The 22637-nt window shown below is 32.0% G+C and carries 23 protein-coding genes; 16 read left to right on the top strand and 7 right to left on the bottom strand.

Annotated features, from left to right (window positions below):
• Positions 1–23 precede the first annotated feature (23 nt).
• From BN863_RS03910 to BN863_RS03885, 6 genes are all read left to right on the top strand, one after another.
• Positions 24–1409, top strand: a complete 1386-nt coding sequence (locus tag BN863_RS03910) for a tetratricopeptide repeat protein (protein ID WP_038527747.1) — start codon at positions 24–26, stop codon at positions 1407–1409.
• Positions 1410–1464: 55 nt separating this feature from the next.
• Positions 1465–2472: a DUF368 domain-containing protein gene (locus tag BN863_RS03905; protein ID WP_038527744.1), complete on the top strand. Its 1008-nt coding sequence runs from the start codon at positions 1465–1467 to the stop codon at positions 2470–2472.
• Positions 2472–3488 (top strand): DUF368 domain-containing protein, encoded by a 1017-nt coding sequence (locus BN863_RS03900; RefSeq protein ID WP_038527742.1) that lies wholly within the window; start codon positions 2472–2474, stop codon positions 3486–3488. The genes BN863_RS03905 and BN863_RS03900 overlap by 1 nt, the downstream gene beginning before the upstream one ends.
• The gene (locus BN863_RS03895; protein ID WP_038527740.1) at positions 3485–4222 is read left to right on the top strand and encodes a shikimate dehydrogenase family protein; all 738 of its coding nucleotides are present in this window, start codon (positions 3485–3487) and stop codon (positions 4220–4222) included. The genes BN863_RS03900 and BN863_RS03895 overlap by 4 nt, the downstream gene beginning before the upstream one ends.
• Before the next feature lie 101 nt (positions 4223–4323).
• Positions 4324–6243: a DUF349 domain-containing protein gene (locus BN863_RS03890; protein ID WP_038527738.1), complete on the top strand. Its 1920-nt coding sequence runs from the start codon at positions 4324–4326 to the stop codon at positions 6241–6243.
• Between the two features lie 211 nt (positions 6244–6454).
• On the top strand, positions 6455–7723 hold the full coding sequence (locus tag BN863_RS03885; RefSeq protein WP_038527737.1) for an NAD(P)/FAD-dependent oxidoreductase: 1269 nt from the start codon (positions 6455–6457) through the stop codon (positions 7721–7723).
• 244 nt (positions 7724–7967) lie between these two features.
• On the opposite strand, the gene mazG is transcribed toward BN863_RS03885, so the two are convergent.
• From mazG to ruvX, 5 genes are all read right to left on the bottom strand, one after another.
• On the bottom strand, positions 7968–8741 hold the full coding sequence (mazG, locus tag BN863_RS03880) for a nucleoside triphosphate pyrophosphohydrolase (protein WP_038527735.1): 774 nt from the start codon (positions 8739–8741) through the stop codon (positions 7968–7970).
• A 103-nt stretch (positions 8742–8844) separates the two neighbouring features.
• The gene (locus BN863_RS03875; protein ID WP_038527733.1) at positions 8845–9294 is read right to left on the bottom strand and encodes a DUF5606 family protein; all 450 of its coding nucleotides are present in this window, start codon (positions 9292–9294) and stop codon (positions 8845–8847) included.
• 56 nt (positions 9295–9350) lie between these two features.
• Positions 9351–9941, bottom strand: coding sequence for a peptide deformylase (def, locus tag BN863_RS03870; protein ID WP_038527731.1), 591 nt, complete (start codon positions 9939–9941; stop codon positions 9351–9353).
• A 111-nt stretch (positions 9942–10052) separates the two neighbouring features.
• Positions 10053–10325 carry a hypothetical protein gene (locus BN863_RS03865; RefSeq protein ID WP_038527729.1) on the bottom strand — a complete coding sequence of 91 codons (273 nt, stop codon included), beginning with the start codon at positions 10323–10325 and terminating at the stop codon, positions 10053–10055.
• Positions 10326–10447: 122 nt separating this feature from the next.
• Positions 10448–10858 (bottom strand): Holliday junction resolvase RuvX, encoded by a 411-nt coding sequence (ruvX, locus tag BN863_RS03860; RefSeq protein WP_038527726.1) that lies wholly within the window; start codon positions 10856–10858, stop codon positions 10448–10450.
• A 135-nt stretch (positions 10859–10993) separates the two neighbouring features.
• Between ruvX and BN863_RS03855 the strand changes: the two genes are divergently transcribed.
• From BN863_RS03855 to BN863_RS03845, 3 genes are read left to right on the top strand one after another with little or no spacing between them, the layout of a single operon-like run.
• Positions 10994–11809, top strand: a complete 816-nt coding sequence (locus BN863_RS03855; protein WP_038527724.1) for a 2,3,4,5-tetrahydropyridine-2,6-dicarboxylate N-succinyltransferase — start codon at positions 10994–10996, stop codon at positions 11807–11809.
• Positions 11810–12874 (top strand): glycosyltransferase family 9 protein, encoded by a 1065-nt coding sequence (locus tag BN863_RS03850; protein WP_038527722.1) that lies wholly within the window; start codon positions 11810–11812, stop codon positions 12872–12874. It abuts the gene before it with no gap.
• A 9-nt stretch (positions 12875–12883) separates the two neighbouring features.
• On the top strand, positions 12884–13639 hold the full coding sequence (locus BN863_RS03845) for a glycosyltransferase family 2 protein (protein WP_038527720.1): 756 nt from the start codon (positions 12884–12886) through the stop codon (positions 13637–13639).
• A gap of 4 nt (positions 13640–13643) precedes the next feature.
• Here BN863_RS03845 and BN863_RS03840 read toward each other — a convergent pair whose 3' ends face one another.
• Entirely contained in the window at positions 13644–14408 is a 765-nt protein-coding gene (locus tag BN863_RS03840; RefSeq protein WP_242404066.1) for a lipopolysaccharide kinase InaA family protein, read from the bottom strand.
• A gap of 296 nt (positions 14409–14704) precedes the next feature.
• Here BN863_RS03840 and BN863_RS03835 point away from each other — a divergent pair, with 296 nt between their 5' ends.
• The 6 genes from BN863_RS03835 (at position 14705) to BN863_RS03810 (ending at position 20580) form a co-directional block, all read left to right on the top strand.
• Positions 14705–15631, top strand: a complete 927-nt coding sequence (locus BN863_RS03835) for a glycosyltransferase family 2 protein (protein WP_038527718.1) — start codon at positions 14705–14707, stop codon at positions 15629–15631.
• Positions 15632–16744, top strand: a complete 1113-nt coding sequence (locus tag BN863_RS03830) for a glycosyltransferase family 4 protein (RefSeq protein ID WP_038527717.1) — start codon at positions 15632–15634, stop codon at positions 16742–16744.
• Positions 16745–16753: 9 nt separating this feature from the next.
• Positions 16754–17314 (top strand): L-threonylcarbamoyladenylate synthase, encoded by a 561-nt coding sequence (locus BN863_RS03825; protein WP_038527715.1) that lies wholly within the window; start codon positions 16754–16756, stop codon positions 17312–17314.
• Positions 17315–17388: 74 nt separating this feature from the next.
• Positions 17389–18807 carry a CCA tRNA nucleotidyltransferase gene (locus BN863_RS03820; protein WP_038527713.1) on the top strand — a complete coding sequence of 473 codons (1419 nt, stop codon included), beginning with the start codon at positions 17389–17391 and terminating at the stop codon, positions 18805–18807.
• A gap of 200 nt (positions 18808–19007) precedes the next feature.
• Positions 19008–20024: a COX15/CtaA family protein gene (locus BN863_RS03815; RefSeq protein WP_038527711.1), complete on the top strand. Its 1017-nt coding sequence runs from the start codon at positions 19008–19010 to the stop codon at positions 20022–20024.
• Between the two features lie 37 nt (positions 20025–20061).
• The gene (locus BN863_RS03810) at positions 20062–20580 is read left to right on the top strand and encodes an IS1096 element passenger TnpR family protein (protein WP_038527710.1); all 519 of its coding nucleotides are present in this window, start codon (positions 20062–20064) and stop codon (positions 20578–20580) included.
• On the opposite strand, the gene BN863_RS03805 is transcribed toward BN863_RS03810, so the two are convergent.
• Complete coding sequence (locus BN863_RS03805) at positions 20581–21642, bottom strand: hypothetical protein (protein WP_038527708.1); 1062 nt, start codon at positions 21640–21642, stop codon at positions 20581–20583. It abuts the gene before it with no gap.
• 96 nt (positions 21643–21738) lie between these two features.
• On the opposite strand from BN863_RS03805, the gene BN863_RS03800 reads away from it, so the two are divergent.
• Positions 21739–22635, top strand: a complete 897-nt coding sequence (locus BN863_RS03800; protein WP_038527706.1) for an ABC transporter ATP-binding protein — start codon at positions 21739–21741, stop codon at positions 22633–22635.
• Positions 22636–22637 lie beyond the last annotated feature (2 nt).

The raw sequence follows: 22637 nt of genomic DNA, 5'->3' as shown, positions 1-22637 counted from the left end.
TAAGAAACCATATAAAATCGCCTATGGAGTTCAGTCCTAACAACAACGAATTATCTTTAACTAAATTTGAATCAATGCTTAAAACGAATCACGTTTTATTCTTTGATTCAGAAGAGTTTGAGAATATTATTCATTATTATTTAGATTTAGGTAAAATTGCGTTAGCAAAAAAAGCTATAAAATTAGGTCTTAACCAACACCCTTCCTCCACCAATTTAAAACTTTTTAAAATTGAAGTTTTTGTTTTCGAGAATAAATTAGAGCAAGCAGATTTAATGCTTAACGATTTATACACTTTAGAACCTCAAAACGAAGAAATTTACATTCAGAAAGCTAATATATTATCTAAAAGAGATCAACACGAAGAGGCCATAGATGTGTTAAAAAAAGCCGTTAAGCTCTCTGAAGAAACTGCAGATTTACATTCCTTAATAGGTATGGAATATTTATTCCTAGATAAATTTGAAGAAGCAAAAAATAGCTTTATTAAGTGCTTAGAAGAGGATCTTGAAGATTATTCTGCATTGTATAATATGATTTATTGTTTCGAATTTATGGAGCAATATCAAGAAGCAATAGAATACCTTAATACATACTTAGACAAAAATCCATATAGTGAAGTTGCATGGCACCAACTAGGTAAACAGTATTTTGCTTTAAAAAAATACAAGAAAGCCATAGCCGCTTACGATTTTGCAATTATTTCTGACGATACCTTTGTAGGCGCATATATTGAAAAAGGAAAAGTTTTAGAGAAATTGAAACGTTTTGAAGATGCTATAGAAAGCTACACAACGTCTTTAACTTTAGAGGACCCTACATCTTTTGCATTATTACGAATTGGACATTGTTACGAGAAATTAGGTAAAAACGATTTAGCCGTTCAATATTTTTATAAAACGGTACACGAAGACCCTTTGTTAGATAAAGGTTGGGTGTCTATTACACGTTTCTACACAAAACAAAAAAATTACCAGAAAGCATTGTATTACATTAATAAAGCTATAAATATTGATGGCGATAATGTAAAGTACTGGAAATTATACGCACAAATTAATCACCGATTAAATTTCTTAGAAGAAGCTGAATCAGGATACAAAAAAGCAATCGAGTTAGGTAATTACGAATTAAACACGTGGTTATCGCGTTGCGATATTTTAATTAAAATAGGCGAACCTGAAGCTGCTATTTACAACCTCTTACAAGCTGCAGAATTCTACCCTGAAAACGCAGAAATAGAATACCGATTAGCCGGCTTATATTTTAAAGGAAATGAGGTTGAAAAAGCATCTTTTCACTTAAAAAACGGATTACATTTTAATCCTGAATATGTATTTATAATTGAAGAGCTTTTTCCTGAAACATACAAGTCTAAACTTGTAAAAAAAGCACTTAAAGCAAAAGAATAGTTCAGTCTGTCTAGCTAAAATTCATACCTTTGGGTTTCAAATTTAAAACCTAAAAATGCATCGTAATTTAAAAGACTATCTCGTTATTTCGCTTAAAGGTATGGCTATGGGTGCTGCAGATGCTGTTCCTGGAGTGTCTGGAGGAACAATCGCTTTTATTTCTGGAATATACGAAGAACTTATATCTACCATTAGTGGTATAAATCTATCTCTATTTAAAACCTTAAAAAACGAAGGCTTTGCATCGTTTTGGAAACAATTAAACGGAAGCTTTCTGGTGGCACTACTTACAGGTATTATTGTAAGTTTTGTATCTTTTATGCGAGTTGCCAAATATTTATTAGAACATCATCCAGTATTAATTTGGTCGTTCTTCTTCGGGTTAATAATTGCTAGTATTTTCTTTGTTGGAAAACAAATTAACAAATGGAATATTGCCACAATTATTAGCCTTATACTAGGAGCCGCATTAGCTTTTTACATTACGACCCTACCCTCTTTAAACAGTAATAATAGTCCTTGGTTTTTATTTTTTGCAGGAGCAATTGCCATTTGTGCTATGATATTACCAGGAATATCCGGATCATTTATACTCGTTATTCTTGGAGCCTATAAAACATTAAGTGACGCTTTTCATGATTTCGATTTTAAGAAAATTGCCTTATTTGCTGTAGGTGCTTTAGTTGGATTATTAAGCTTTAGTCACTTATTAAAATGGTTATTTAAAAACTTCCACAATACAACACTTGCTGTATTAACTGGATTTATATTTGGATCTTTAAATAAAGTCTGGCCTTGGAAACTAACCGCAACTATTCTAGAAAAAGAAACTGGGCATATTATACCTTTCTCCGACGTGTCTAACTTAGGAACATTAGCGATTTACGAAAAGCAAACTCAAATTACCGAAGTTTATAAAACCGTTACAGAACTAAGTACAATGCCTGCTGTTTATGCTAAAATGAATCAGGTCGACTCTCATGTAATTTCGGCAATAGCTCTTATGATTTTTGGATTTTTTACTATCTTTATTTTAGAGAAATTAGGAACTAAAAAAAGTTAATGGAAAGCACCAGAACATTATCAGATAAATTTTTCTTAGTCCTAAAAGGGTTAGGTATGGGAGCTGCGAATAAGGTTCCTGGTATTTCTGGTGGTGTTGTAGCTTTTGTGTCTGGATTTTATGAAGAGTTTATTTATTCACTTCAGAAATTTAATGGCAAAGCGTTTAAACTTCTTATAAACGGAAGATTTAAAAGTCTGTATCAATATATAAATGGTAAATTCTTAAGTCTACTATTCTTAGGAATGATTATTAGTTACTTCAGTATTTCTAAAATTTTAGATTACTTAATTAGACATTACGAACTATTTGTATGGAGTGTCTTTTTCGGAATGATTGTAGGCTCAATTTATTACATTAGTAAAGATTTTGAAGATTGGAATTACAGAACTATAATCGCTCTAATTATTGGCACCGCAATTGGAGTTAGTATTAGCTTTTTAGATCCTGCAAAAGAAAACGATAATCTATGGTTTGTTTTTTTCTGCGGAATTATTAGTGTTTCCGGAATGACACTTCCCGGATTCTCAGGTTCATTTATCCTTATCTTATTAGGAAATTACGTCTTGCTACTTGTAGATTCTGTGAATGCATTGTACGACACGGTTGCCGATATTGTAAGCTGGAATTTCGAATTCATTAATAACTCGAATAGAATCCGACTACTAAAAGTATTAGCCGTATTCACTCTGGGTTCATTTACAGGCTTAGTTACATTTTCGCACTTATTAAGTTACATTTTAAAACATTATAAAAGTATTACAATGGCCTCTATTATTGGGTTTATTGTAGGTTCTTTGGGCGTAGTTTGGCCTTGGAAACATACCATTTATAAAACATTAGAATCTGGCGAACTGGCTTTAGATTCTACCGGATCTAAAGTTGTTACCAATTATATACGCTACATTCCCGAATTAAATACCGAAACTTACATCGCCACTTTTTTAATTGCTGTAGGTATTGGCATTGTATTATGGTTAGGCGTTTACGGCGAAAAAACACGAACAATTTCATGAATAAACTAGGCTTAGTAGGAAAGCAAATTTCATATTCGTTTTCCAATACATATTTCAAAGAAAAATTTGAAAAACTAAATATTACAGACACTACGTATCAGAATTTTGATTTAGACAATATTTCAGAATTCCCATCTATATTTAAAAATCATCCTGAAGTTAAAGGGCTAAATGTTACTATTCCTTATAAAGAACAAGTCATCCCTTTTTTAGACAGTTTAAATGAAGACGCAGCAAATATTGGCGCGGTTAACACTATAAAACTAACAAAAGAAGGCACATTAGTTGGGTACAATACAGATTACTACGGATTTCAGAAATCTATAGAAAATGATTTAAAACCACACCATACTCATGCTTTAATTTTAGGAACTGGTGGAGCCAGTAAAGCCATTGCTTTTGCGCTTAGCAGACTAAACATAGAATTTAAGTATGTGTCTAGATCACCTAAAAACGAAAAGACGATAAGTTATACCGCCTTGACTGTTGAAGTAATGGACAAGTATACCTTAATAATCAACTGCTCTCCTGTAGGTACATTTCCTAATGTAAATGATTGTCCAGATATACCTTACGAGGCCTTAACAGATAAACATTTACTTTTCGATTTAATTTACAATCCGAGTGAGACCACTTTTTTAAGAAAAGGTCGCGAGCAAAATACAACCATTTTAAACGGTTTAAAAATGCTAGAATACCAAGCAGAAAAAGCTTGGGATATCTGGAATTTATAATACAAAAACACGGTCCTATTAAAATTATACAACACTTTGTAATTATGTGAGTTGTTAGTATCTTTAGAGACTTATATTAATGAACAAAAACATTTTTTAAAATGTCAGAGCAAGATAACCTACAACCTGTAGACGGAAACGAAGAAAAAAAACCGATAGCAGTACAATCAGAAGAAACACCAATTACTGAGACAACCTCATCTACAGAGGATGCTGCAAAAAATGAAGATGTTGTATTTGAGGAAATAGAAGCTTCAAACGCCGAGGATGCCGAAGATGAAGGTAATAACGAGCGTCACACTATTCCGTTTAAAGAATACGACACCATGTCGTTAGAAGCATTGGTTATCGAACTTGAGAAATTGGTTTCTACAGAAAAAGTTCAAGCCATTAAAGAACATGTCGATGGTATTAAAAACGAATTCAATTCTAAATTTAATTCGTTAATAGACGAAAAGAAAGAAGATTTTTTAAATGAAGGCGGTAACGAGATAGATTTCTACTACTCTAGCCCAGTTCAGAAACGTTTTAAAACTGCATATAAAGATTACAAAGGCCAATTACATTCTCATTATAAAAAAATTGAAACAAATTTAAAAGGGAACCTTGAAAATAGACTTCGAATTATTGAAGACATAAAAGGGTTAATTGGCGTTGAAGAAAACATCAATACCACTTATAAGCATTTTAAAGACTTACAAGACCAATGGCGTAATGCAGGTCCTATACCAAGAGATAAATACAATAATGCTTGGAATAGTTACCATCATCATGTTGAAATGTTTTACGATTTTCTTCATTTAAATCGCGATTTAAGAGATTTAGATTTTAAACACAATCTCGATTTAAAATTAAAAATTATTGAACGCGCAGAAGAACTTGCTCAAGACGAAGACACCAATCGTTCTTTTAGAGAGTTGCAAGTGCTTCATAAAATGTGGAAAGAAGAATTAGGACCTGTTTCTAAAGAACACCGTGAGGAAATCTGGAATCGTTTTAAAGCTGCCACAAAAATTATACACAATAAGCGTCAAGCGTATTATGACGAGTTAGATAAAATTTACGAGGTAAATCTAGAAAAGAAAACCTTAATCATTCAAAAAATTGAAAGCTTAACTAACGAAGGTGCAAAATCTCATAATGGTTGGCAAGCAAAGATTAAGGAGATAGAACAACTAAGAGAAGCTTTTTTCGGAGCTGGAAAAGTGCCCCTTAAAGTAAACGAAGCAACTTGGTCTAAATTTAAAGAAGCTGTTAGAACCTTTAATAGAAAGAAAAATGTATTCTATAAGGATTTAAAAAAGGAACAGTTTGATAATCTTCAGAAAAAACTAGAGTTAATAAAGATTGCTGAAGCAAACAAAGACAGCGAAGATAGTGAGACCACTACGCCTTTAATGAAAAAAATACAGAACGATTGGAAAAAAATCGGTCACGTGCCACGTAAGGACAGTGATAAAATCTGGAAACAGTTTAAGGCTGCTTGTAATGCGTATTTCGACAACTTACATTCTAAAAAGAATGCTGAAAACGAAGTAGAAATAGCTGCATTTAAAGCAAAGACAGAATTATTAGATGATTTAAAAACCATAGAATTCTCTGATAACAAAGAAGAGGGTTTACAAGTTATTAAAGATAAAATCTCTGAATGGAAAGCTATTGGTCGTGTACCAAGTAATAAGCGTTTTATAGAAGGTAAATTTAATAAGGCTTTAGACGAACTTTTTAAACAAGTAAAAGTAAGTAAAAATGAAGCTGAGTTAATTAAATTTGAAAATAAATTAGACGAACTTAGCAATGCAGACGACTCAAGACACTTAGACAATGAGCGTTTATTTATTAGAAAAAAGATAGACGAAGTTAAAGCTGAAATTAACCAACTAGAAAATAATTTACAGTTTTTTACAAATGTAAAAGACGACAATCCATTGGTTAAGGAGGTACATGCAAGTATTGGCAGACACAAAGATTCTTTAAAACTTTGGAAAACAAAACTGAGCAAGATAAAAGCATTGTACTAAATACAATAACACACATTATTTAAGGCCATTCTAATTTATTTTGAATGGCTTTTTTTTATGCTTGGAACTTAAAAATGAAGTAAAAACCTACTTATAGAAATAAGTTTACATTCGAAAACGATTGCGAAAAATCTAATCCTTTAGTTACTGTTTTATTAGAAAAAACCACATTATCTTTGGTGTTAATACATCCAAATCAAACCTTATTACTATGGAAAATAAGAAAACAATTGTTGTTGTTGGTGGTGGTTTTGCAGGCTTAGAATTTATTAATCAAATGAATCATGCACACCAATTTAATGTAATACTAGTCGACTTAAATAATTACAATTTTTTCCCGCCTTTATTATATCAAGTTGCTGCAGGTTTTATGGAACCGTCTGCAATTAGTTATCCGTTCAGAAAAATTTTAAGAAAGCATGATAATGTAAAATTTAGAATGGGCGAATTACAAAGAGTTATTCCAGAAGAGAATAAAATTATTCTAAGTAATGGGGAATTACATTACGATATTTTAGTGATGGCTTCAGGAGCAGAAACTAATTTCTTTGGTAATAAAAACATTGAAGAGTTAAGTTTACCTATGAAAACCATTTCGGATTCATTAGCATTACGTAATCTTGTTTTTACACGTCTAGAACGCGCAACACGAATTGAAGACCCCAACACCCGTAAAAAATTACTATCCTTTGTAATTGCAGGTGCTGGTCCTACAGGTGTAGAACTTTCTGGTTTGTTCTCTGAAATGCGATTACATATTTTAGAAAAAGATTATCCAGAACTAAATCCAAAAGATTTAGGAAACATATACCTAATAGACGGTCAAGACGCTGTTCTTGCTGCAATGTCTAAACGAACTCAAGATTATACATACGAGAAATTAAAAGAATATGGTGTTATTATAAAATTAAACACTTTTGTTAAAGATTTTAAAGATGATGTAGTTTCACTTTCCGACGGTACAGAAATTGAATCTAGAAACTTAATTTGGGCAGCAGGAATTTCTGCTAGAACTTTTGATGGTTTTAAGGAAGAAAATTTTGGTAGAGGAAAACGATTAAAAACAAACAGTCATAATTTAGTTGAGGGGTATACTAATATTTATGCTTTAGGAGATACAGCCATTATAATTGGAGATAAGGATTACCCTAACGGACATCCGCAATTGGCTCAAGTAGCTATTCAGCAAGCCAAAAATTTAGGTAAAAACTTAAAATCTAATGCTTGGGAACCTTTTAATTATTCAGACAAAGGGTCTATGGCTATTATTGGAAGTAATAAAGCCGTAACAGATGGTCCAGACCAAAAATTCTTCCTAAAAGGTTTTATTGCATGGTGCGTATGGATTTTTGTACATATCATGTCTTTAGTAAGTTTTAGAAACAGAATGCGTGCCTTTTACGATTGGATGGGATACTACATTAATAAAGATCAATCATTTAGAATGATTATTAGACCTAAAGAGAAAAAATCTGAGTAAACATAAAACCATAAAAAAACTCAATCCTACCCGAAATAAATTATCGTGAGGATAATTTTCAAGTAGGATTGAGTTACTAACTAACTAAACCGCTATTCCCTAACCTATATAGAAATAACTTATTTTGAATGACATAGCTTAAATGTAAGGATTATGCTATTAATCTTAATCTATGAAGAATTATGTCATCCTTATTATTATATACGCAAGAATACTTGTCTTGGATTACATGATTTATAAAAAATTATATTTTTTTTGCTTCTTCCCAAAACACATCCATTTCTGCAAGTGTCATATCTTTTAAAGATTTCCCCAATAGCTTAGCTTTCGACTCTAAATATTCAAATCTCTTTTTAAATTTTTTATTAGTACGTTCTAATGCATTTTCTGGATTTATGTTTAAAAATCTAGCATAATTTACAAGAGAAAACAAAACGTCTCCAAATTCATCTTCCATAGCATCCTGATTTCCAGTCGCAATTTCAGCTTTAAATTCTTCAAGTTCTTCCTCTACTTTTTCCCAGACTTGATGTGGTTCTTCCCAATCGAATCCTACTCCTGCTACTTTTTCCTGAATTCGGCTAGCTTTTACTAATGCCGGTAAACTATTAGGAACGCCTTGTAAAACACTTTTATTACCTTCCTTTAATTTTAAATTTTCCCAATTGCGTTTAACATCTTCTTCATTCTCAACTTTTACATCGCCATAAATATGCGGGTGTCTACTTATCAATTTATCACAAATACTGTTACATACATCGGCAATATCAAAATCCTTGGTTTCGCTTCCTATCTTAGAATAAAACACGATATGAAGTAATACATCACCTAATTCCTTTTTAATTTCTTGTAAATCATTATCTAAAATGGCATCCCCAAGTTCGTAAGTTTCTTCAATAGTTAAATGACGTAAGGTTTCCATGGTTTGCTTTTTATCCCACGGACATTGCTCGCGCAATTCATCCATAATAGTTAATAATCTATCGAAAGCCTGAAGTTGTTCTGCACGTGTATTCATAAAATATGTTTAATAAAGGTGATATTTTTAATTAATTTAAAGGTAATAAAAACAAAAGTCCGACTCGAGGCCGGACTTTAATATGTTTGTTTGCTGTTTGAATTTATTCTTTTTCAGAAACAGTAGATTCGCTTGCTTCTTCAGACTCTAATGCTTCAGATTCACTTTCAAAATCTAATAAATCATTTTTTTGAAGTAAGTTATACCACTGAATTACTTTTTTAATATCACTTGGATACACACGATCCTCGTCGTATTCTGGTAAAATTTCGAAGAAATACTCTTCTAATTTATCTTTACTGTCTTTATGACTAATACTTGAAGGTTCGTTATTTTCTTTTGTTGCAATAGTTTGAAGAACCACTTTTAAAGGTACTTCTTCTGTTAGCGTATAAATAGCAATTTCGCTTAACACGCTTACGTTATGATTCATTGTTACAGAAAGTCTTTTATTATCTAATAAAGATTCTGCAATAAATCCGTTACGCGTTTGCATGATTAACTTGTATAATCCTGGTTTTCCTGAAATAGCTAATACTTTATCTAAGCTCATAAATTAATTTTTAAAAAGATGGCAAATATCTAGTGTTTGTATGTGTAATACAAATATTATCGTTTCTTTTTTTGTTTTGGAAATCTCATTTTGTAGTCCACGTTTACTTTCCCCTTAGAGATGTTCTCTAAACGACCTTTTATTAAACGCTTTTTTAGAGAAGATAATTTTTCTGTGAATAAAATTCCGTCTATATGGTCATATTCATGCTGAATAACACGTGCCACAAGACCTTCGTACGTATCGACATGCGACTCGAAGTTTTCGTCTAGATATTCAATTGTAATTTTAGATTTTCTAAACACGTCCTCACGAACATCAGGAATACTTAAGCAGCCTTCATTAAATGCCCATTCGTCACCTTCTTCAGAAGTGATTTTTGCATTTATAAATACTTTTTTAAATCCGATTAATTCTTTTTGTTCTTCTTCAGACAAATCTTCGTCTTCAGCAAATGGAGCGGCATCAATAACAAATAAACGAATTGGCAAACCTATTTGTGGAGCTGCAAGTCCTACACCATATGCATTATACATGGTTTCGAACATATTATCCAAAAGTTCATCTAATTTCGGATAATCTGGATCTATATCCTGTCCAACTTTTTTTAATACGGGATCGCCATACGCGACTATTGGTAATATCATTATCGTACGTTGTAAAAATTAAAGTGCAAAAGTACAATACTTACCGGTAATAGCCTATAATATTAAAACACCTTTAATAAAGAGTTTAAAATTTTAAGAATTTTTTAGCTTTTAACACGCTGCCCTATCGTTAGTAATGGTAAATAAATCTAGAGTACATCTAATTTTAGATTCCACTAAGGCGTTTATTAAATCGCGATGCCTATTTACGATTTTTAAATCATTTAATTTTACAGAAGGTAGTTCTACTAAAACAGGTTTAGCTTCAATTATTTCTGTGGCGAAAAAGGGTTGACTTTTTTCTGTATCTTCCTGCTGTGCTTTAAGCTGAATAGTACTTAAACCCAACACAAGGATAAAAAACATTAATTTATTATAGTTCATAGCATTAACTAATTTGCAACAAATATATGTGCTAAGTCTTATTATGAAATATAATTTAGCCGAAGACTATATAATTATCGTTAATTAGCTAAATGTTAGGAAAATTCCTTAAAAGCAGTCAATTACTTCGAGTATAAATAACTCTGTAGTATTAACGTAGCGCTAATCTCATCGATTAAAGCTTTATTTTTACGTTGATTTTTTTTCAATCCACCATCAATCATGGTCTGAAAAGCCATTTTAGAGGTAAAGCGTTCATCGACGCGAGTCACAGGAATTTGAGGAATAGCTTTAGTTAATTTTTCAAGAAACGGAATTATTAAAGCTTCACTCTCGGAAGCTGTAGCGTCCATCTGTTTAGGCTCTCCAACAACAAAAAGTTCTACGTTTTCTTTAGCAACATAATCTTTTAAAAACGGAATAAGTTCTTTAGTATTTACTGTAGTAAGTCCAGAGGCTATAATTTGAAGTTCATCGGTTATTGCTAATCCTGTTCTTACCTTTCCAAAATCGATTGCTAAAATTCGAGCCATTTTTATTTTTTCACAAAGTTACTATAACAACCCAAATTAGTATAGATTTTACTGATAAAGAATTAGATAAATTTATGATTTCAATTTTAAGGTGATGAATTATAAAAGTATATTTGGAAAAATTTAAAATTTACAATGAAAGAATTACAATCTATCATAGAACAAGCTTGGGAAAACAGAGCTTTGTTATCAGAAAAAAGCACAATTGATGCGATAAGAAAAGTAGTTGCTCTTCTAGATGCTGGAGAATTACGTGTTGCCGAACCAACCGAAAACGGATGGCAAGTAAACGAATGGGTAAAAAAAGGTGTTGTACTATATTTCCCTATCCAAAAAATGGAAACTATAGAATGTGGTCCGTTAGAATTTCATGATAAAATTCCATTAAAAACAGGTTATGCAGAAAAAGGTATCCGTGTAGTACCTCATGCTGTAGCGCGTCATGGTGCATACATTTCTTCTGGTGTAATTTTAATGCCGAGTTATGTAAACATAGGTGCTTATGTAGACGAAGGCACTATGGTAGATACTTGGGCAACTGTTGGTAGCTGTGCTCAAATTGGTAAAAATGTTCACCTTTCTGGTGGTGTTGGTATTGGTGGTGTTTTAGAACCTTTACAAGCTGCTCCGGTAATTATAGAAGACAATGTTTTTGTTGGATCGCGTTGTATTGTTGTAGAAGGTGTTCACGTAGAAACTGAAGCTGTTCTTGGTGCTAATGTTGTACTTACAATGAGTACTAAAATTATAGATGTAACTGGAGATACTCCTGTAGAAACTAAAGGACGTATTCCTGCACGTTCTGTAGTAATTCCTGGAAGTTATACTAAAAAATTCCCTGCTGGAGAGTTTCAAGTACCTTGTGCTTTAATTATTGGAAAACGTAAAGAAAGTACAGATAAGAAAACCTCTTTAAATGATGCGCTTCGTGATAACAACGTAGCTGTATAAATGAAGATATTAGTTGTACAACAGAAAATGATTGGGGATGTGCTTACAAGTAGTATTCTGTTTGAAGCATTAAAAAAAGAATACCCTAATGCGACCTTGCATTACCTTATTAATGGGAATACATTTTCTGTTGTAGAACATAATCCATATATAGATAATATTGTTTTATTCCCTAGTGAAGCGGAAAAAAACACCAAAGCGCTAATCACTTTTGCGAAAGCATTAAGTACTGAAAATTTTGATGTGATTATCGATGTCTACTCAAAACTTTCTAGTAACATTATAAGTTATTATTCTAAAGCAAAAACCAAAATATCGTATCATAAATGGTATTCTAATTGGATATACTCTAAGACCATAAAGCGTACAACTAAAGCCAACACTGAAGCTGGCTTAGCCATAGAAAACAGATTACAGCTTTTAAAACCTTTAATTAAGGATGTTCCTGAAGTTATTAAGCCAAAAATTTATTTAACAGCTTCAGAAATTGAACACAGCAAACAATTTCTTTTAACTAACGGATTGAATCTAGAGAAACCTATTTTTATGATAGGTGTTTTAGGAAGTGGCGAATCTAAATCCTACCCATTAACCTATATGTCTGCTGTTATCGATACGATTGTTCAGATCACCAACGCTCAAATTTTATTCAATTATATTCCTCCACAGTTAGACTTAGCACAACAAATTTTTGATGCTTGTAAACCTGAAACTCAAAAACATATTTTCTTTACTGTCTATGGCAAAAGTCTGCGAAGTTTTTTAGGTATTTTATCTCAATGTCAAGCTATTATTGGTAATGAAGGTGGCGCTATTAATATGGCAAAGGCTTTAAACATTAAAACGTTCACTATTTTTTCACCTTGGATAGATAAAGAAACTTGGAGCATTTTTGAGGATAAGACCACGAACGTCTCTGTTCATTTAAAAGATTACTTACCAGAAATTTACAAATCTAAACCCGAAAAATATCTTAAAAAAGACAGTCTAGAATTATATAAAAAATTCACTCCAGAGTACTTTAAAAATACTTTAATCGATTTTTTAAATCCATATAAATCCTAATAGACTCGCATGACTAAAATTACTGCTATTATTCCTACTGGGAATGAAATACATAATATTGAAGCTGTGATAGAGTCGGTTAAATTTGCTGATGAAATTTTAGTTGTGGACAGTTTTAGTACAGATGGTACTTACGAAAAAGCATTGCCTTTGGCCACTAAAGTCATTCGTAGAGAATTTGACTATTTTGCATCTCAAAAAAACTGGGCTATTCCGCAAGCCAAGCACGAATGGATTTTACTTGTAGATGCCGATGAACGTGTTACACCAGAGTTACAAACAGAAATTATTGAAATTCTAAAAAATCCAGACCCTAATATAGTAGCGTATTGGATTGGAAGATTAAATCATTTTATGGGAGAACGCGTACATTATAGTGGATGGAGAAATGATAAAGTTATTCGCTTATTTAAACGTGATTTTTGTGTTTATGAAGATAAATTCGTACACGAAGAAATTGAAGCCAATGGAAACGTTGGACATTTAAAAAATAAACTTTACCACAATACTTATACGACTTTCGATAAGTATTTAGAAAAGATGAATCGGTATGCGTGGTTGCAGGCTAAAGATTACGATAAGAAAACAGGAAAACTCACTCCTTATCATTTTGTTTTAAAACCTTTTTGGGGATTCTTTAAACACTATATCATTCAAAGTGGATTTAGAGATGGTGTAATTGGACTAACCATAGGTTACATTCAAGGGTATGTTATTTTTATGCGCTATGTAAAACTGTGGTTATTGCGTAAAGGCAGAAAATAAGAACCTATTTTTTCCAAAATTTTAATTTCTTTTTTAGTCGTTGTTTGCGTTGAAAACGCGCTTGAAAAGCTTCTGTATATTGCCACATTGCCTGAAACACTTTTTCAGAATCATCTCCGGAACATTTTGCATATTCGTCACTCATAATTTGTATCATAGATTTATGAGTTGTTAAACGTCCGAAATTCTTCATACGGGTTTCAAAATCCATAGGACCAAACTCCATTCTATTTAAATCTACTAAGTAATACTTATAATCTGAGCCTGCTTTTTTTATCAAAGTATTTCCAGGAGAGTGATCTAAAAAATTAATATGCTTCTCATGTAGTTCAAAAGTGAATCTAGTAAACCCACGTAAAATGACTTCATGATTTGGGTAATTTAAATCATGACACAATTCACGATAAGTTAATTCGCAATCTAATTGTTCACTTATATAATAACTGTTTTTAAATGCAAAAGGCGTACTAAATTCATAATAAGCAATTGGCTGCGGTGTACCTATCCCCTTTTCCTTCAATATATTTGCATATTCAAAAGAACGTTGCGCTTTACTTTTTCTGAAGAACTTATATGCTATCTGATTAACTAGATTAGGGACTTTAAAAGATTTTACATTAATGGTCTGCTCCTCTAATTTGAAAAGCTTTAGAGAGTTCCGATCTTGGTTACCAAAATCTTCTCCTAAATCATCAAAATTCAGAATAAATTTATCTAATAATTCTGCTTGCTTTTTTGATGTTCCCTCTATATATTGTTTTTTATTCAAGTTATTTAGATTATAAATTCAAAAGATAATCAATGATTGTTTTAGAGTCATTATTTTAATTACAGTCGTAAACAAAACTTTTTAATCGAATTTTCAATTGGAAAAGTCATTCAAAATTGGACAGTAGTACTAGTAAAAGAATCTTAGCTAAACTCTAAAACACACCTGATAGTCTACTATAAATGCGACTACGACAAATATAGGTAATCTGCATAAGAAAAACAGATGAAAACAAACTTCGGACACTCTTTTATACAGAAATCTTTCCTATTTTTGTTAGCTAAATATTCCAATATATGTATCAAGTAGCTGTAATTTTAATAAATTATAACTCATCGGGTTTTACTATAAATGCAGTTAAATCTCTAATAGAACACACTTCAAATACATTAAATTGGCAGCTTATCGTAATTGATAACGCATCTCATTACGACGATTATGAAGTTTTAAAGAAGGGGCTTCCTAAAATGGAGCATCTTACCCTTTTTAGAAGCAGGGTTAATACAGGCTTTGGAGGAGGAAACATGCTCGGCGTTCAATTTGCAAAATCAAAGTATTATGCCTTTGTAAACAACGATACTTTAGTAAAAAACGACTGTTTATCTAATTTATCTATGTTTTTAGAAAACCACTCGAATGTTGCTCTATGTGCTCCTCAAGGGTTCGATGAAAATAATAAGGTTTTAAAATCTTTCGATCACTTTTTAACTTTAAAACGAGAATTATTTGGACGAAAAATCCTTGAAAAACTAAGTCCAGAAAGATATCCAAAAAGAAATATACAATATAATACTCCTTTAAAGGTAGATGCTATTCCAGGTTCTTTTATGTTTATTGATGCTAAGGCATTCGATATGGTTGGTGGTTTCGATACAAATATTTTTCTGTATTATGAAGAAACAGACCTTGCTTATAGAATAAGTAAACTGAAAGATAGAAAGGATTGCTACTTGGTTCCTGATTCACAATACATTCACTTTAGAGGCAAAAGCACGTCGCTAAATATAAAAATTAAACAAGAGTTAAAGTTATCCTTACTATATGTTATAAAAAAGAATTCTGGATATCTTAGCTATATCATTCTTAAAACTTTAATGTCTGTTAAGTACATTTTCAAATCTTTAGTAAAACCAAAATACTTTAGTTTTGTAAACTTATTAGTGTTTCATGGTGCTTCACTAAGTAAATCTTTAAAACAGTCACAAAAAATATTAGAAAAATAAATGGTTATTTTACATGTTTCTGGAGTATCTAATTGGGGTGGTGGCGAAAATCACATTGAGAATTTATATTACGAATTAGAACAGGCTAACCTAGATGTTAAGCAATATATTTTTTGTGTACAAGATTCTGTTTTTCATAAAAGATTGATTCAGAAAAACTACGCATGTATTCCTGCACCTTTAGATTTTAAAATTGACCCAAGATATATTTTTAAACTTATAAGAACCTGTCGTTCTAAAAATATCGATTTAATCCATCTACACGACCCTACAGCCCTAACATTATCTGTTATAGCCGATAGAATAAGTAATTCATTACCGCCCTTTATTTTTAGTAAAAAAACCGTTTTCGAAATTAAACAAAGGAAATCTACGCTCTTTAAATACAACTATAAAAAAATTGAAAAATACATCTGTGTATCTAAAGCTGTTGCAGAAGTGACCGCTAAAAACATAGAAGACACATCAAAAATAATGACTATTTATAACGGTATCCGTTTTAGTAATAAAACCGATGTTACAGATTTTAAGTTAAGAGAGCAGTACCTGATTCCGGAAAACAAAATCATTGTAGGAAACATAGGGAATCATATTCGTGCAAAAAACTTACTTACATTCTTAAATGTAATTGACGATATCGTTAACACAAAAAAACTCCCCCATTTTCATTTTGTTCAAATAGGTAACTTCACCAAGAAAACAGATGAATACGTTGAGAAAGTTAAAGAGTTAAAATTAGAAGATTATATAACATTTACAGGTTTTATAGATAATGCATCTAACTATATTCCGCAGTTCGATGTGTTTATGTTAACCTCACAGTCTGAAGGATTACCACAAGTAATTAATGAAGCCTTTTATTTCAAAATACCTGTTATATCTACTAATCCAGGTGGAATTCCTGAAATTATAGAGCATGGTGTTAATGGTTTTTTGTCTCAAGTAAACGATTATAAAACTCTTTCAGATAATTTGGTCAATTTAACTACAGACGAGGAATTAAAACATCAGTTTATTGAAAAATCTCACGCCCAAATTATTAATGGTTTTTCTTCAGAAATTATGGCACAAAAAACATTTGATGTTTATAAAACAATTTTAGACAAAAAATAAAAGTTATTCATGCAAAAAGAAATCACAAATGCCTTAAAAGTTTTAAAAGAAGGCGGACTCATACTCTACCCTACAGACACGGTTTGGGGAATTGGTTGCGATGCCACTAACGAAGAGGCTGTAAAAAAAATATTTAAACTAAAACAACGCGAAGATAGTAAAGCTTTAATTTGCTTGGTGGCAGACGATAGGATGCTAAAGAAATATGTGAAGAAAATCCCGGAAGCAGCATTTAGTATTTTCGATATTTCTGAAGCACCAATTACAATTATTTACGACGAGCCTCAAAATTTAGCTACGAACTTAATTGCCGAAGACAATACAATTGCTATTCGTATTCCTGACGATGATTTTTGCTTTCAATTATTACGCCGTTTTAATGGTGCCATTGTCTCTACCTCTGCAAATATTAGTGGGCAACCAACTCCAAAATCCTACAAAGAAATCGCTCCCGATATTTTAAAAGGTGTAGACTATGTCGTAAATTTGCACCACGAAAAAAAGAACGCAAAACCATCATCTATAATTAAGTTAAGTAATAGTGGTGTTGTGAAAGTTATACGAGAGTAACCTCTTAAATTTCAAGCACTAAATTCCAAACTACAATTACTGGGATTTGGAATTTGAAAATTGGAATTTGACAAATGAATTACAAAGAAGCATTACAGAACCCTATTTTTAAAATTATTTCGCAATCGGCAAACGAACTACATTTAGACAGTTATGTAATTGGTGGCTTTGTTCGAGATTTTATTTTAAACCGTGGTTCTGCCAAAGATATCGATGTTGTTGCAATAGGTAGCGGAATTGCGCTTGCAAAACAAGTCGCAAAAAACTTACCTAACAAACCTAAAGTTCAAGTTTTTAAAACATATGGTACTGCCATGTTACGTTATAACGACATTGAAATTGAATTTGTTGGCGCTAGAAAAGAATCTTATAACGAAGACAGCAGAAATCCAGTTGTTGAAGATGGCACTTTAGAAGACGATCAAAACCGTCGTGATTTTACAATAAATGCCCTGGCTCTCGATTTAAACGAAAACCGTTTTGGAAATTTGTTAGATCCTTTTGGAGGGATTCAAGATTTAGAAAATAAAATTATTCGCACCCCTTTAAATCCAGATATTACTTATAGTGACGATCCTTTACGTATGATGCGCGCCATTCGATTCGCGACGCAATTAAATTTTGTTATTGAAGACGAATCTCTAAATGCCATTACTAGAAATAATAGTCGTTTAGAAATTATTACTAAGGAACGTATTATAGTCGAACTCAATAAAATTCTAGAAAGTAAAGTACCGTCTATCGGATTTCTTTTACTAGAAAAAACAGGGCTTCTAAACTATATTTTACCAGAATTAACCGCTTTAAAAGGAATAGACGAGGTTGAAGGCCAACGCCATAAAGACAATTTTTATCACACTTTAGAAGTTGTAGACAATATTGCCGAAAACACAGATAATCTCTGGTTACGTTGGGCAGCCTTACTCCACGATATAGGTAAAGCACCAACCAAAAGATTTAGTAAAAAAGTAGGTTGGACGTTTCACGGACACGAATTTGAGGGGTCTAAAATGACATATCACTTATTTAAACGCTTAAAATTACCATTGAATGATAAAATGAAATTTGTTCAGAAAATGGTGTTTATGAGCTCTCGCCCTATAGTATTGGCACAGGATATTGTTACAGATTCTGCCGTAAGACGATTGGTTTTTGACGCTGGAGATGCAGTAGAAGATTTAATGACTTTATGTGAGGCTGATATCACGACAAAAAATCCGAAGAAATTCAAAAAATACCATAACAATTTTAAGATCGTAAGAGATAAGATTGTAGAAGTTGAAGCTCGAGATCATGTGCGTAATTTTCAGCCACCTATTTCAGGAGAGGAAATTATGGAGACGTTTAGTTTAAAACCTTCAAAAGAAATTGGACAGATTAAAGATGTAATTAAAGAAGCAATTCTTGAAGGAGAAATTCCAAACGAACACGAAGCTGCTTTTCAGTTAATGTTAAAAGCTGGAAAAAAATTAGGGTTAACGGTAGCAAAATAGCAAAACATTGCAGAGTTGCAGAGTTGCTGACAAAAACTTGAAAACTCATATTAAAATTCAAACACAATTACAAATTACTTCAAATTTGGGCTTTTTTAATTTTTGAAGAACTGTATAACGATTCATGTGAAATTAAAACTATGCATCTCGTTTAATTATTAAAATTAAAAAACCACAGACACTCTGAAACACTGAAAGAAATGAAAACAAAAGACAATAAAAACGTAATTTACTGGTTATTTACCGGTTGTTTTTTAATTTTTATTATGGTTATTGTTGGCGGTATTACACGCCTTACAGATTCTGGACTTTCTATTTCTAATTACAAATTAATAACAGGAACTATTCCGCCAATTGGCGATGTAGAATGGCAAGAAGCATTCGATTTATATCAGCAACATCCAGAGTTTAAACACTACAATTCTCATTTTACTATAGACGATTTTAAAAGTATTTACTTTTGGGAATGGTTTCATCGCTTAATTGGTCGCGTAATTGGTTTGGTCTTCTTTTTTCCATTTGTATATTTTATTATCACAAAACAACTTACTAAATCTACTATTAAAAAGTGTATTGTTTTACTATGCCTTGGAGGATTTCAAGGATTCCTAGGTTGGTATATGGTAAAAAGTGGCTTGGTAGATATGCCAGATGTAAGTCATTTTAGGTTGGCTGCCCACCTCACGGCCGCCTTTTTAACGTTCGCGGCAACACTTTGGGTGGCATTAGATTTAATATATCCAAATAAGAACATTGTAAACACAAAATACAGAAACCTTATTATTGTTACTTATATTGTATTACTCATTCAAATTATCTATGGTGCATTTATCGCTGGCTTAAAGGCTGGTTTACTGCATAATCATTGGCCTTTAATGAACGAAGGCAAATTTATACACCACACCGTTTATGTACTTGAACCCTTTTATAAAAACCTGATTGAAAACCCAAGCGGGATTCAATTTGTACACCGCATGATTGCTTATATTGTAGTGGGTTTAATTGTCATGCTATGGTATAAATCAAAGAAAATACAATTAACAAACAGCCAAAGAATAGCTATAAACGCCTTATTAATACTCGTTTTTCTTCAGTTTTCTTTAGGTGTATTCACCCTACTTTTACACGTACCGGTTTGGCTAGGCGTATTGCATCAAGTTGGTGCATTTTTCTTATTATCTGGAATGACATTTATGTTACATCGTTTTAGCAAATAATCATAAAAATAGTATCTTTACCCCTTAATTTTTTAGTATGATTTATAGATTTAGAGTAATCTTAGACAACGACACCGACGAGGATGTATTTCGCGATTTAGAAATTCGTAAAACAGATACCTTAGAAGACTTGCACAACATTATCACTCAAGCTTTTGGTTTTGATGGTGCCGAAATGGCATCATTTTACAAGAGTGACGACGAGTGGAATCAAGGTGAAGAATATTCTCTATTCGATTTAAGCGACGGACAAGAATCTGTGAGTTTAATGAATGAAAATATACTAGAGAATATTCTAAATAGCGAGCAAACAAAATTAATTTACGTTTACGATTTCTTCAACATGTGGACGTTCTTTGTAGAACTAGGAGAAATATCTAATGAAGTTGACGGCGTAGATTATCCAAATTTAATGTTCGTACATGGTCAAATTCCTGCTGAAGTACCAGAGCGTAATTTTGAAGCCGATGATGATTTCGACGACTTTGATGAGTTTGAAGACGATATGGACTTCGACGATTATGATGGTTTAGATTTCGACGAAAACTGGAATTAATTACGACAATTTTTTCATATTAACATCTTCGTAATTACGTTTTACAAAAGCCAAGGCATGTTTTAAAATTGCGCCCATAGTTTCGCTATGTCTAAAGTTCATGTCTAAAGTGTAATCGTAAATTACAGATCTTAAGTGCTCGATATTTTCGTCTGTAGAAATTTTATCGTTTTCCATACAATGGATTAGCTTTGTTAAACGCTTTTTATAACTAATTACACGTTTTGCAATAATAGACCGCTCTTCAATTTTATATTGATCTATAGATGCATCGGTAATTTTTTCCTTAACAAGCTTAACCATTTCGTAGTTTTCTTTAAAAAACTGCGGACGATAAATATTTAATTTCCCTTCGTAACATTGCTGATCAAAATCTATTGCACGAACTTTATATACAATTTGATCAAAATCGTGAGTTGGAATTACCACATAGTTATAAGAACGCATGTCTCCTAATAAACGAATCATACAGCGCTCGTTAAACTTTACAAACTCTTTAGCAATCTGTGCTTTTTCTGGCGATGTACAACTTGGCAAAATATCTTTTATAAAGACATCACCAGGTATACCTGCAATATGTTCTTCAATTAACGTGTCTTTATACACCAAAAAGTTAAGACTATTTGGAGACAGCATATGCTCTAATTCTAAACCATAAACACGAGATGCATCGGCACGTTTTACGTAAAAATGCGTGTAGTTATCGTTTAAAATATTTCGGACTTTTATTCGGAACGGTTGAGAATTTCCAAAGGTGCAGAAGTCTATACAATCTACATTTAGAAAGTCGAAAATCTTCTCATTACCATCAGAAACCAAATTAGAATATACGCGTTTTAAAGCTAAATCAATTTCCTCCCGGTCGTATTCATTATAATATACACGAAGCCAAAGCGTATCTTCATCATCCTTATCAAAAACACTTATAGCGCCTTGATAACGTAACAAATCATCGTAAAAAATAGGAAGCTTAAAATTTCTATTATATTCAGAAAGATATTGATCTAATTTTTCACTAATTGGATATGAAGGCTTCTTTTTTGATATTTTTAAATCGTCCATAGTTACAAATTTACTCAATTTTAAGCTTTTATTTATTAGCTTGTAACAAATTTTATTGATATTCGTCTTACTAACATAACCACAAAACCATCCACTTTGGCAGGCATACTCACAATTAATAATCTTACAAAAAAATTCGGACCACTTACCGCAGTTAACAATTTGTCTTTCACTATTAACAAAGGCAATGTCTATGGTATTTTGGGACCAAACGGAAGCGGAAAATCGACAACCTTAGGAATTGTTTTAAATGTTGTTAATAAAACTTCTGGAAGTTTTAGTTGGTTCGGCGGCACCATTTCTACGCATGATGCTTTAAAAAAAGTAGGTGCAATTATAGAGCGTCCTAATTTTTATCCATACATGACGGCATACCAAAATTTAAAATTGGTTTGCAAAATTAAAGGAATCGATTTTAGTAAAATTGAAGAAAAGCTAGATGTTGTTGGTTTGTTAGATAGAAAACATGGAAAATTTCAAACCTTCTCTCTAGGTATGAAACAGCGCTTAGCCATTGCCTCTGCCCTATTAAACGATCCTGAAATTTTAATTTTAGATGAACCTACAAACGGATTAGACCCACAAGGTATACATCAAATTAGAGAAATTATAAAACAAATTGCACAAAACGGAACCACCATTTTATTGGCATCTCATTTATTAGATGAAGTAGAAAAAGTGTGTTCGCATGTGGTTGTGCTTAGAAAAGGTGTGAAATTATACTCTGGTCGTGTAGACGAAATGATTGCCAGTCACGGATACTTTGAATTAAAAGCCGAAGACAATAACGCTTTAAGAACGGTCTTAGAAAGCAATCCTGCTTTCGGAAAAATCTCTGAAGACAACCAAATTCTAAAGGTGTTTTTAAACGAACCTTTAGAAGCCTTAGAATTTAATAAACTAATGTTTGAAAGAGGAATTGTTTTATCGCATTTGGTAAAACGTAAACAAAGTTTAGAAGAGCAATTTTTACAATTAACAGACCACCAATAAGC

Source organism: Formosa agariphila KMM 3901 (genome assembly GCF_000723205.1).
GTDB lineage: Bacteria > Bacteroidota > Bacteroidia > Flavobacteriales > Flavobacteriaceae > Formosa > Formosa agariphila.
Note: the sequence above shows the minus strand (reverse complement) of the source record. Positions and strands in the feature narration are given on the sequence as shown.

Bases quoted from the DNA above. Each gene is read 5' to 3' on its own strand.
- BN863_RS03835 (WP_038527718.1), top strand. From the start codon at position 14,705: ATGTATCAAGTAGCTGTAATTTTAATAAATTATAACTCATCGGGTTTT.
- BN863_RS03895 (WP_038527740.1), top strand. From the start codon at position 3,485: ATGAATAAACTAGGCTTAGTAGGAAAGCAAATTTCATATTCGTTTTCC.
- BN863_RS03820 (WP_038527713.1), top strand. From the start codon at position 17,389: ATGAATTACAAAGAAGCATTACAGAACCCTATTTTTAAAATTATTTCG.
- BN863_RS03815 (WP_038527711.1), top strand. From the start codon at position 19,008: ATGAAAACAAAAGACAATAAAAACGTAATTTACTGGTTATTTACCGGT.
- BN863_RS03890 (WP_038527738.1), top strand. From the start codon at position 4,324: ATGTCAGAGCAAGATAACCTACAACCTGTAGACGGAAACGAAGAAAAA.
- ruvX (WP_038527726.1), bottom strand. From the start codon at position 10,858: ATGGCTCGAATTTTAGCAATCGATTTTGGAAAGGTAAGAACAGGATTA.
- BN863_RS03845 (WP_038527720.1), top strand. From the start codon at position 12,884: ATGACTAAAATTACTGCTATTATTCCTACTGGGAATGAAATACATAAT.
- BN863_RS03875 (WP_038527733.1), bottom strand. From the start codon at position 9,294: ATGAGCTTAGATAAAGTATTAGCTATTTCAGGAAAACCAGGATTATAC.
- BN863_RS03830 (WP_038527717.1), top strand. From the start codon at position 15,632: ATGGTTATTTTACATGTTTCTGGAGTATCTAATTGGGGTGGTGGCGAA.
- BN863_RS03825 (WP_038527715.1), top strand. From the start codon at position 16,754: ATGCAAAAAGAAATCACAAATGCCTTAAAAGTTTTAAAAGAAGGCGGA.
- BN863_RS03885 (WP_038527737.1), top strand. From the start codon at position 6,455: ATGGAAAATAAGAAAACAATTGTTGTTGTTGGTGGTGGTTTTGCAGGC.
- BN863_RS03805 (WP_038527708.1), bottom strand. From the start codon at position 21,642: ATGGACGATTTAAAAATATCAAAAAAGAAGCCTTCATATCCAATTAGT.
- BN863_RS03865 (WP_038527729.1), bottom strand. From the start codon at position 10,325: ATGAACTATAATAAATTAATGTTTTTTATCCTTGTGTTGGGTTTAAGT.
- BN863_RS03850 (WP_038527722.1), top strand. From the start codon at position 11,810: ATGAAGATATTAGTTGTACAACAGAAAATGATTGGGGATGTGCTTACA.
- mazG (WP_038527735.1), bottom strand. From the start codon at position 8,741: ATGAATACACGTGCAGAACAACTTCAGGCTTTCGATAGATTATTAACT.
- BN863_RS03855 (WP_038527724.1), top strand. From the start codon at position 10,994: ATGAAAGAATTACAATCTATCATAGAACAAGCTTGGGAAAACAGAGCT.
- BN863_RS03905 (WP_038527744.1), top strand. From the start codon at position 1,465: ATGCATCGTAATTTAAAAGACTATCTCGTTATTTCGCTTAAAGGTATG.
- def (WP_038527731.1), bottom strand. From the start codon at position 9,941: ATGATATTACCAATAGTCGCGTATGGCGATCCCGTATTAAAAAAAGTT.
- BN863_RS03900 (WP_038527742.1), top strand. From the start codon at position 2,472: ATGGAAAGCACCAGAACATTATCAGATAAATTTTTCTTAGTCCTAAAA.
- BN863_RS03910 (WP_038527747.1), top strand. From the start codon at position 24: ATGGAGTTCAGTCCTAACAACAACGAATTATCTTTAACTAAATTTGAA.
- BN863_RS03810 (WP_038527710.1), top strand. From the start codon at position 20,062: ATGATTTATAGATTTAGAGTAATCTTAGACAACGACACCGACGAGGAT.